The following is a 4,897-nucleotide window of genomic DNA, read 5'->3' on the forward strand; positions in this document are numbered from 1 at the left end:
TCTGCATGCGCCTCATCATCGAAATGCAACTCAACGAAGAGCTCCTCACCTGCCAACCCCACTTTTACCGCCTCTTTGACAAAGTGAACAGGCGTATACTTTGGAACCTCCCAGACAAACTTAGCCAAATCTTGATTGTCCATACGAATACATCCGCGGCTCACTTTAGTGCCAATACCAAAAGGCTTGTTTGTCCCGTGAATAAAATACTCAGGAAGATCTAATTGAATGGCAAAAGGCCCTAAAGGGTTTTCTGGACCGGGATACACAACCCAATCCATTTTCTTTCCATGCTCTTCGAAGTACTCCTCGCGAACAGATTCAGGCGGATACCAGTTAGGCTGCTCAATTTTTAGCTTAACCCGCGTATTTATAACCGGAGACGGCGATTCTTCTGCGCCGATACCCACTGGATAAGTAATCACTTTCGAGCCATCTTCAGGAAAAAAATACAAGCGATATTCCCTCAGGTTCACCACCACTCCCTCACGAATACTCGGCAAAATAAACTTAGATGGGATCACCACTTCGCTCCCCAGTGCTGGCAGCCAGGCATCTATCGTGGGGTTTGCATCGCGCATTTCATTAAAGCCGACATCATGCGCCATGCCAATATCGTAGAGCGTATCTTTGGGTAGAGAGGCCGTTCGCGTGATTTGACCGATCACATCACTGTCACCCCTCCATAAAAGCTCTTGAGCTTCGCTCACACAAGCCCACAGCAGGATAGGGATAACAAGAAGCGGTTTCGTATTCAAAGAGAGCATTCGGGGCGAATCACATGAGTAAACAATTGATTTTAATAATAGCGTTTGGTTAGTCTGGTGTCAGATGTAATATAAGAAATTAACGGTTTCTCTTCTATACTTCAGCTTTACCCTAAAACAATAAACACATAGGTATGCTCAAGCGTGAAAGCCTCCATTCAACGCATTAACGAAGTCAAAGAAGAGAGGCTGCGCCAAACAGCCGTATTCACACTGAGCATCGCGGCGGCCTTGTCGATCTTATTTCTATTTAGAGCTCTTCAATGGGAGCTTTATGGCCGAACGATCAGCTTATCCATTTGCCTGGGTTTCGTGCTCTTGGGCATTGTCATCTTGAAAACAGGCGGAGCGAGGCTTGCGGCCTCTACACTGGGCGTTATTGGGTGTTCGATCGCCGCAAGCTATTCGGTCTACAGTAGCGGGGGCATGGGTAATCCAGCTGCAGGCTGGCTCGTTGCGCTGCCACTCGCAGGTGCGTTAATCGCCGGAAAAGCCGGAGGGATTGCCGCCTTCATTATTGCCGTCATTAGCGGCTCGACGCTCATCTATCTCGAATACAAGTTCGGCACACCCGAAAACCTCACACCCATCGACTTTCGTTATGGACAAGACCGGCTTAATCAAATTGGCCAGTTAGTGATCATTTCTTTCTCTACGATCGGGCTATTCAAGCAAATAAAATTCTCGGAAACCGCGATCTACGACATTGTCTTCAAACTCTCTTCTGAAGTAAGCGCTCGTAAGATTGCTGAAGAAGAAGCCGCTCATGCGAACAATGTTAAAACCGAGTTTTTAGCCAACATGAGCCACGAGATTCGTACACCGATTAATGGCATAACAGGCATGCTCAAGCTACTGGAGAAAGACCCCTTAACTGAAAAGCAACGGGAATATCTTGATCTTGCCAAGTTCAGCTCTGAGACCCTACTTGTCGTCATCAACGACATTCTAGACATCAGTAAAATTGAGTCGGGCAAGCTAGAGCTTGAAGAGGCTGTATTTCATCTTCCAAAATTTATTGATGATATCCAGCGAGTCGCCCAAACACGGGCTGAAGATAAAGGCTTGTATCTTCATTGCAGCACCCGCTTGTCGGAAGACTATGTTTGCGGGGACTCGATTCGTATCCGTCAAGTGATCGATAACTTGCTCAGTAACGCCATTAAGTTTACCCCTACTAGCGGCGTAAAAATGACCGTGCTACTCGAAGAATCAAGCAAAAACACCTCTTTACTTACTGTACAGATCGAAGATTCTGGAATCGGAATTCCAGAAGATAAATTTAACGATTTGTTTACGCCATTTTTACAAATGGAGAGATCGACCACGAGACGCTTTGGCGGGACCGGCTTGGGCTTATCTATTTCAAAACAACTCATCGAACTAATGGGTGGCTCCATCAACGTAAGGAGTGAGTTTGGCAAAGGAAGTTGCTTTAAGTTTGTCGTTAAACTCGCAAAACCAAAGCAAGATGAAATCAACAACAGCAAATCCTCGGCCACCAACGAGAAAGAGGCTCTGAACTTAGCAGAGACACAGAGAAAAGCGCTGCTGGTAGAAGATAATGACGTCAACATTGTGGTTGCTCAAGCCCTGTTAGAGGGACTTGGGCTACAAGTGGAGATTGCTAAAAATGGTGCCGAAGCGCTACAGATACTCAACGCCGAAAACCCGCAGCACTATCAGCTCATCTTTATGGATTGCCAGATGCCGGTAATGGATGGCTACGAGGCCACTCGTAAAATAAGAGAAATCGATGCTTTGAAAGCACTACCCATCATCGCAATGACAGCCAATGCCATGCAGGGTGATAAAGAGAAATGCTTAGACGCAGGCATGTCCGACTACATCGCCAAACCCATTACACCCGAGGTACTAGAACAAAAAATTCGAAAGTGGCTATAAGCAACAGGCATTCAGAACACAGTGCATCATGACTGTGTTCCTCAACAAAACACCCGTCAAACGATTCGCCCTCTTAGGTCGAGAGCTTCGCTAACAAGGCATCAAAGAAATCATTCCTTCCATTACCCTGACCTACAGACGGCCCATAAGAACGTCCAACAGACTGATCAAACTCACGTTGCAGGTTTTGCACCAACGACTCGCCAGAGTCTTGTAATCCGACCTTGTTACTAAACGCTTTTGCAGATTCCAGTAGCTCTTCCACTTGCTGGGCATAATCTGCCAGCAATGTCTGCAAACCCGGCGGTAATTGTGGTGGGCGATACTCTTCCGGAATGCGATTGCTCAGCTTCGAAGTGCGCACTTCAGTTTGCTCAACAACAGACAAACTAGATGATTTTAGATCGAGACTAAACTGCGCTATCTGGGAGCTATCAAACTCCAAAGACAAGGCCTGATTAAACGCATCTTCAATGCCACCCGCGAAAAACGAGTCACTAATATCCGCAACCTGAACCAATAATGCATCCAGTGCCGCCACCTCGTCATTGTTTAAATCACCCTTAACCGAAATAGAAAATGCACTGGAGTATCGCGTACTCGACTCAAAGCTCGTCGCAGAAGCATTATCGGTTTCAATGGTGCTAAATTGCGCTTTACGCTGAAACAACTCCTGCGCAGAAATCTGGATACGATCGCCCTCTTGCGTCTTCAGCTCAAACTGAAAACTAGCGCGCGATCTTTCAAAAAGCCGACCTTCAGTGAACGCCGTGCTCGAAAGGCTCGTTAGCACACCTTCGTCAGCGGGTTTAAGAGTGTCTTCAAGCTTATCAATGCGTGTATTGATGCCCTGCTCTGCCGCATCGATATTATCAGAGAGATCATCGCTGAGTAGGCCAACGCGGTCGATATCATCTCGCGCCAACTGAAAGCCCTGCGTCACGCCTTCACGAGCCTGAGAGATGAGATCATCAAGCTCAGTTTGCGTTGCACCCTCGTCGCGCCGCTTGGAAATCGCTTGCTCAATAAAACCTGAAACCGTATCGACCACCGCTTGAACATCAAAGATTTTATCGCCCGGGTCGTTGGCCGAAGATGGCGGAACATCAACACCAAGACCGCGCTTTAAACCCTGCGAGAACAGCGTTGCCGTGTCTGACGGACGCGCTTGTCCATCGTTATCAGAAACGCGTGTTTTAACCTGATCCGAACCAATCCCTGGAAAAAGATTATTTAGAAAAGAGATCATGTCAGTTCCTGCCCCGCTAAGTTCAAGGATAGAGTTTGATGGTATCGTAGTTTATCGGCGCAAAGCTAAGAGTCTTTAAGTATAAAAAAACACTATCGAGCGGGTTTTTATGCCAGAAGAAAGAGCTGTACCTAAGTTCTTTGCTTACGTGTGAGCTGATTTAATGGTGCTTGTTGTACGGCGCAGCAAATTAAATAAATGCGTCCCCTTTAATTCCAATCCAAAATAGCTTAGCGATTCCCTGCATTTACCTCTCCCCCAAACTTTCTTGTTTATACCTCAACAAAGGCGAGAGGAAGAATTCGATCAACCTTCGCTGGCCTGTTTTGATTTCTGTTGTCACTGACATACCTGGTGAAAGGCGCACTTCGCGCCCTTCGATGAGCAGCTTGTCTTGGTTGAGTGTCACTCGCGCGTTGTAGACGAGCCCTTGGCGTTCATTCTGCAGCGTATTACTAGCGTCATTTGAAATTGCATCGTCCGAAATAGAACTAATTTGCGCGTCGATCAAACCATATTTGGTGAAGTTGAAGGTATCAACTTTCACTACGGCTTTCTGGCCTTCTTGCACAAAACCAATGTCTTTGTTTTGAATCATCGCTTCGACTTCGAGTGCGCTGTCGCGCGGCACGATGTGCATTAAGAGTTGGGCGCTTTGCACAACGCCGTCAATGGTGGTGGTCGCGAGTTGTTGCACTTGCCCTGTGATCGGTGCGATAAGCGTATAGTGCGTTAAGCGCTGTTCTGCTTTGGTCACTTGCTGGGACAAGGCATCGCTTTGGACTTGTAAGGCGTTTTGCTCAGCCAATGTTTGTTTGCGTTTTTCAGCGAGATAGAGCGTTTGCTGTGTGCTGATGCTTTGCTCGGATTGCTTGAGCTGATTCAGTCGTGCTTGTTGCACGGCAAGATCTTGCTGCTCTTCGATGAGTTCTTGTTTGAGTTCAAGATATTGAAGTTTCGAGCCGTAGGATTTCTT

Annotated in this window: 4 protein-coding genes; 1 reads left to right on the top strand and 3 read right to left on the bottom strand. The window is 47.0% G+C overall.

Annotation, left to right across the window (positions count from 1 at the left end; all coding sequences use genetic code 11):
* The coding region (locus A3751_RS07315) for a L,D-transpeptidase family protein (RefSeq protein WP_197466218.1) at positions 1 to 758 on the bottom strand (758 nt) is incomplete at its 3' end.
* A gap of 153 nt (positions 759 to 911) precedes the next feature.
* Between A3751_RS07315 and A3751_RS07320 the strand changes: the two genes are divergently transcribed.
* Positions 912 to 2,672, top strand: a complete 1,761-nt coding sequence (locus A3751_RS07320) for an ATP-binding protein (RefSeq protein WP_068453853.1) — start codon at positions 912 to 914, stop codon at positions 2,670 to 2,672.
* Positions 2,673 to 2,745: 73 nt separating this feature from the next.
* Here the strand turns inward: A3751_RS07320 and A3751_RS07325 are convergent, their stop codons facing one another.
* Positions 2,746 to 3,921, bottom strand: coding sequence for a DUF5610 domain-containing protein (locus A3751_RS07325; protein ID WP_068453855.1), 1,176 nt, complete (start codon positions 3,919 to 3,921; stop codon positions 2,746 to 2,748).
* A gap of 247 nt (positions 3,922 to 4,168) precedes the next feature.
* Positions 4,169 to 4,897 (bottom strand): HlyD family type I secretion periplasmic adaptor subunit (locus tag A3751_RS07330; RefSeq protein ID WP_156492309.1); only part of this gene is annotated, 729 nt, incomplete at its 5' end.

This window comes from Oleiphilus sp. HI0080, assembly GCF_001635135.1.

Excerpts from the sequence above, each read along its gene's own strand:
- A3751_RS07325 (WP_068453855.1), bottom strand. The coding sequence starts at position 3,921 with ATGATCTCTTTTCTAAATAATCTTTTTCCAGGGATTGGTTCGGATCAG.